At 59.3% G+C, this 5136-nt stretch carries 5 protein-coding genes; all 5 read left to right on the top strand.

The window, feature by feature from the left end; translation table 11 throughout:
* Positions 1–158: 158 nt before the first annotated feature.
* On the top strand, positions 159–1367 hold the full coding sequence (urtA, locus tag HX873_RS31105; protein ID WP_003218263.1) for an urea ABC transporter substrate-binding protein: 1209 nt from the start codon (positions 159–161) through the stop codon (positions 1365–1367).
* 196 nt (positions 1368–1563) lie between these two features.
* Complete coding sequence (urtB, locus tag HX873_RS31100) at positions 1564–2481, top strand: urea ABC transporter permease subunit UrtB (protein ID WP_177010127.1); 918 nt, start codon at positions 1564–1566, stop codon at positions 2479–2481.
* A 10-nt stretch (positions 2482–2491) separates the two neighbouring features.
* Positions 2492–3652 carry an urea ABC transporter permease subunit UrtC gene (gene urtC / locus HX873_RS31095; RefSeq protein WP_003218260.1) on the top strand — a complete coding sequence of 387 codons (1161 nt, stop codon included), beginning with the start codon at positions 2492–2494 and terminating at the stop codon, positions 3650–3652.
* Positions 3649–4407 carry an urea ABC transporter ATP-binding protein UrtD gene (gene urtD / locus HX873_RS31090; protein WP_003218258.1) on the top strand — a complete coding sequence of 253 codons (759 nt, stop codon included), beginning with the start codon at positions 3649–3651 and terminating at the stop codon, positions 4405–4407. The genes urtC and urtD overlap by 4 nt, the downstream gene beginning before the upstream one ends.
* A 10-nt stretch (positions 4408–4417) precedes the next feature.
* On the top strand, positions 4418–5107 hold the full coding sequence (gene urtE, locus HX873_RS31085) for an urea ABC transporter ATP-binding subunit UrtE (RefSeq protein WP_008430563.1): 690 nt from the start codon (positions 4418–4420) through the stop codon (positions 5105–5107).
* Positions 5108–5136 lie beyond the last annotated feature (29 nt).

Here is a 5136-nt window from a genome sequence, read left to right as displayed (position 1 = left end):
CGCCACAGGGGTTTCCTTTCCCAGGGCGGGCGGGATCCTGCTCGAAAATGGTGCGCAACGGCATACGTCAAATGACGTACGCCGTTACGTCAGGCTGCGTATACCCGCCGTGGCCACCTGCCGCCATGCTGAACCCCTCATTGCAGAGGAGTCGCCCCATGGAATCACGATTGATCCGCTCCAAACCGTTGTTGGCCTTATCACTGCTGGCGGCGAGTCTGTTCAGCCATGGCGTCATGGCCGACAACGAAGGCCTGGCGGTGACGCCTACCGAAGTCACCGTCGGCCAGTTGCACTCGGCCACCGGCACCATGGCGATTTCCGAAACCGGTTCGATCCAGGCCGAACGCCTGGCCATCGAGCAGATCAACGCCTCGGGCGGGATCCTCGGGCGGCAGATCAAGGTGATCCAGGAAGACGGCGCGTCCGACTGGCCGACCTTCGCCGAAAAGGCCAAGAAACTGCTGGTGAACGACAAGGTGGCTGCAGTGTTCGGCTGCTGGACCTCCGCTTCACGTAAAGCCGTATTGCCGATCTTCGAGAAAGAAAACGGCCTGCTCTACTACCCGACCTTCTATGAAGGCCTGGAACAGTCGAAAAACGTGATCTACACCGGCCAGGAAGCGACCCAGCAAATCCTTGCCAGCCTCGACTGGATCGCCAAGACCAAGGGCGCCAAAACCTTCTATCTGGTGGGCTCGGACTACATCTGGCCGCGCACCTCGATGAAGATCGCGCGCAAGCACATTGAAAACGTGCTGCACGGCACCGTGGTCGGCGAAGACTACTACCCGCTGGGCAACACCCAGTTCGGTTCGCTGATCAACAAGGTCAAGCTGAAAAAGCCTGACGTGGTGTTTGCGGCCGTGGTGGGCGGCTCCAACGTGGCCTTCTACAAACAGCTCAACGCAGCGGGCGTGAACGCGTCCAAGCAAACCCTGTTGACCCTGTCGGTGACCGAAGACGAACTGCTGGGCATCGGCGGCGAAAACATGGCTGGCTTCTATGCCTCGATGAAGTACTTCCAGAGCCTCGACAACCCGAACAACAAAGCCTTCGTGGAAGCGTTCAAGGCCAAGTACGGCAAGGATGCAGTGATCGGTGATGTGACCCAGGCGGCCTACCTCGGCCCATGGTTGTGGAAAGCGGCGGTTGAGAAGGCCGGCAGTTTCGACGTGGATAAAGTCGTCGCCGCATCGCCTGGCATCGAGTTGAAAAACGCGCCGGAAGGCTATGTGAAGATCCACGAAAACCATCACCTGTGGAGCAAGTCGCGCATCGGCGAAGTGCAGCCCAATGGCCAGTTCAAGGTGATCTACGAGTCGGATCTGATCGAGCCGAATCCGTTTCCGAAAGGCTATCAATAACCTCGGGTCTGGCGCTGATCTGAATGTGGGAACTGGTTTTGTGTGGGAGCGGGCTTGCTCGCGAAAGCGGTGAATCAGTGAGTGCATCCGGTACTGACACACCGTATTCGCGAGCAAGCCCGCTCCCACACAAGCCAGCTCCCACATAAAGCAGAAGCAGATTGCATTTCAACCTCCCGCTCAGGAGACCATCATCATGGAATGGCTATCGGAATTTGGAGCCATCGCGGCGATGCAGGGGTTCAACGGCTTGTCCGTGTTCTGCGTGCTGTTGCTGATGGCATTGGGACTGGCAATCATCTTCGGCCAGATGGGCGTGATCAACATGGCCCACGGTGAGTTCCTGACCATTGGCGCCTACACCACCTACGTCTGTTCAAGCCTTACCGCGCATTTCGCGCCAAGCTTTCAGCCGTACTACTTTTTCGTTGCCATTGCCCTCTCATTCCTCGTTGCCGGCGCCGTGGGCTGGCTGGTGGAATGGGCGATGATCAGCCGCTTGTACAAGCGGCCCCTGGACACTTTGCTCGCCACCTGGGGTTTGTCCCTGGTGATGCAGCAAACCTTCCGCTCGGTGTTCGGCGCCCGTGAAGTGAGCGCCGAACCGCCGGCCTGGCTGATGGGCTCGGTGAACCTCAGCGACGCCATCGAGATCCCGCGCAACGGCCTGTTCATGATGGGCCTGACCGTGCTGCTGACCGGGGCGATCTTCGTCATGCTCTACCGTTCGCGCTGGGGCTTGCAGGTGCGCGCCACCGTGCAGAACCGCTTGATGAGCCGGGCGGTGGGCATCAACACGCGCAAGGTCGACCGCATGACCTTCGCCCTCGGCTGCGGCGTGGCGGGCGTGGCCGGTGCGGCGTTCACCACCATCGGCTCCACCGGGCCGACCGCCGGTTCGCAGTACATCGTCGACACCTTCCTGGTTGTCGTATTCGGCGGCGCGCAAAGCCTGTTCGGCACCATTGCCTCGGCGTTCGTGATTGCCCAGACCCAATCGCTGTCGGAGTTTTTCCTCAGTGGCTCGATGGCCAAGGTGCTGACGCTGTCATCGGTGATCCTGATCCTGATGCTGCGCCCGCAAGGGTTGTTCTCCATCAAAGTGCGCAAGTAGAGGCGAACCGATGAAGGCTCTAGACAAACTGCTGGGCGGCCAGCAAAACCTGATCGGCATCGTGCTGTTGGCGCTGTTGATCCTCGTGGTGTTCCCGCTGACCCTGGACGCCTTCCGGCTGAACATGGTCGGCAAGTACCTGACCTACGCGTTCGTCGCGGTGGGCCTGGTGCTGTGCTGGGGCTATGGCGGGATTCTCAGCCTCGGGCAGGGGGTGTTTTTCGGCGTCGGCGGCTACTGCATGGCGATGTTCCTGAAGCTTGAGGCCTCGGACCCGATCAGTACCAAGATCCAGTCCACCCCGGGCATCCCGGACTTTATGGACTGGAACCAGATCACCGAATTGCCGTGGCTCTGGCAGCCGTTCCACAGCTTCACCTTCACCCTGTTCGCGGTGATTGCGGTGCCGGTGCTGCTGGCGTTCATCATTGGCATGGCGCTGTTCAAGCGGCGGGTGGGCGATGTGTATTTCTCCATCGTCACCCAGGCGATTGCGCTGATCCTCACGGTGCTGATCGTCGGCCAGCAAGGCCTTACCGGTGGTGTCAATGGCATTACTGACCTCAAGACCCTGCTGGGCTGGGACCTGCGCGGTGACGGCGCGAAGATGATCCTGTATTTCATCAACGCCGGGCTGTTGTTCGGCTGCATCTTCATTGGCCGTTTTATCCTCGCCTCGAAGCTGGGCCGGCTGTTGATGGCCATGCGCGACAAGGAAGAGCGGGTACGGTTTTCCGGGTATGACGTGGCCAGTTTCAAGATTTTCGTGTTCTGCGTGGCGGCGGCGTTCTCGGCGATTGGCGGGGCGATGTTTGCCTTGCAGGTGGGCTTTATGTCGCCGTCGTTCGTGGGCATCGTGCCGTCCATCGAGATGGTGATCTTTGCCGCGGTGGGCGGGCGCATGTCACTGCTGGGCGCGGTGTATGGCGCGTTGCTGGTGAACTATGGCAAGACCTACTTTTCCGAATCCTTCCCTGAGCTTTGGCTGTACCTGATGGGCGGGTTGTTTATCGCCGTGGTCATGTACTTCCCCAACGGCCTGGCGGGGTTGTGGGACAGCCATGGTCGCCAGGCCCTGGCCCGAGTGTTGCGGCGCAAGCCGGTGGTCAAGGCCGAGCCCGCGAAGATCAAGCCCAAGGCTGAAGCCAAGATCCTGGAGACACAGCCATGACCGCCGTCGGTTTTGAAATGAAGAAACCGGTGTTGGCTATCGAAGGCCTCACCGTGTCATTCGATGGCTTCAAGGCTGTCGACAACCTCAACCTGTATATCGACCGCAATGAAGTGCGGGTGGTGATCGGGCCCAACGGCGCCGGCAAAACCACGGTGCTGGATTTGATCTGCGGCAAGACCCGCGCCACCAGTGGCAGCATCCAGTTCGACGGCCAGGAACTGACCAAAATGCGCGAATACAACATCGTGCGCGCCGGGGTAGGGCGCAAGTTCCAGAACCCATCGATCTACGAAAACCTCACGGTGTTTGAAAACCTCGAGATGTCGTATCCGGCCGGGCGCAAGGTGTGGGGCGCGCTGTTTTTCAAGCGTAATGCCCAGGTGATTGCGCGGGTCGAGGAGGTGGCGCGGGAAATCTTCCTCGGCGACTTGTTGCAGCAGCAGGCGGACCTGCTGTCTCACGGGCAAAAGCAGTGGCTGGAGATTGGCATGCTGCTGATGCAAGACCCTGAATTGCTGATGCTCGACGAGCCGGTGGCCGGGATGAGCGTCAACGAGCGGGCGCAAACGGCCGAGTTGCTCAAGCGCATCAGCCAGGGGCGCTCGGTGTTGGTGATCGAGCATGACATGGAGTTCGTCAAGAGCATTGCCCACAAGGTCACGGTGTTGCATCAGGGCAAGGTGCTGGCCGAGGGCAGCATGGAGTCGGTGCAGAGCAATCCGAAAGTCATTGAAGTGTATTTGGGCCACTGAGGAGTCGGGCATGTTCAAGATCGACAAACTGTCGTGTGGGTACGGGCAGAGCCAGATTCTTCACGACCTGGAGCTGGATGTGGCGAAGCGTGAGATCGTCGCGGTGATGGGGCGCAACGGGATGGGCAAGACCACGTTGTTCAAGAGCCTGATGGGTATTTTGCCGCAGTGGCAGGGGCAGGTGAGTGTGGATGGGCATGATGTGTCTGCGCTTGAAACCCATGAGCGGGTGGAGCGGGGGATTGCCTATGTGCCGCAGGGGCGGATGATTTTTCCCAGCATGAGTGTGTTGGAGAATATTCAGACTGGGTTGCCGGCGGCGGCCCGGGGCAGGGTGCCTGAGGATTTGTATGCGCTGTTTCCGGTGCTGTATGACATGCGTTCGCGCAAGGGTGGGAATTTGTCTGGGGGGCAGCAACAGCAGTTGGCGATTGCCCGGGCGTTGGCGACGAATCCCAAGGTGTTGTTGCTCGATGAGCCGACTGAGGGGATTCAGCCTTCGATCATCAAGGACATTGCTCGTACGCTTAAGGAAATTCGCAATTTGCGGGATTTGACGATTGTTGTTTCTGAGCAGGTGTTGTCGTTTACTTTGGAAATTGCTGATCGGTTTTTGGTGATTGAGAAGGGGAGGTTTGTGATTGAGGAAACTCGGGATCGGGTGGATGAGGCGACTATCAGTCGGTATTTGTCGGTTTGACCTGGCTGGGTACATATCCGTTATTTGGG

This window comes from Pseudomonas sp. P7758 (genome assembly GCF_013386485.1).
GTDB lineage: Bacteria > Pseudomonadota > Gammaproteobacteria > Pseudomonadales > Pseudomonadaceae > Aquipseudomonas.
This window is presented reverse-complemented; position numbering and strand designations above follow the sequence as displayed.

Bases quoted from the DNA above. Each gene is read 5' to 3' on its own strand.
- urtA (WP_003218263.1), top strand. From the start codon at position 159: ATGGAATCACGATTGATCCGCTCCAAACCGTTGTTGGCCTTATCACTG.
- urtB (WP_177010127.1), top strand. From the start codon at position 1,564: ATGGAATGGCTATCGGAATTTGGAGCCATCGCGGCGATGCAGGGGTTC.
- urtC (WP_003218260.1), top strand. From the start codon at position 2,492: ATGAAGGCTCTAGACAAACTGCTGGGCGGCCAGCAAAACCTGATCGGC.
- urtD (WP_003218258.1), top strand. From the start codon at position 3,649: ATGACCGCCGTCGGTTTTGAAATGAAGAAACCGGTGTTGGCTATCGAA.
- urtE (WP_008430563.1), top strand. From the start codon at position 4,418: ATGTTCAAGATCGACAAACTGTCGTGTGGGTACGGGCAGAGCCAGATT.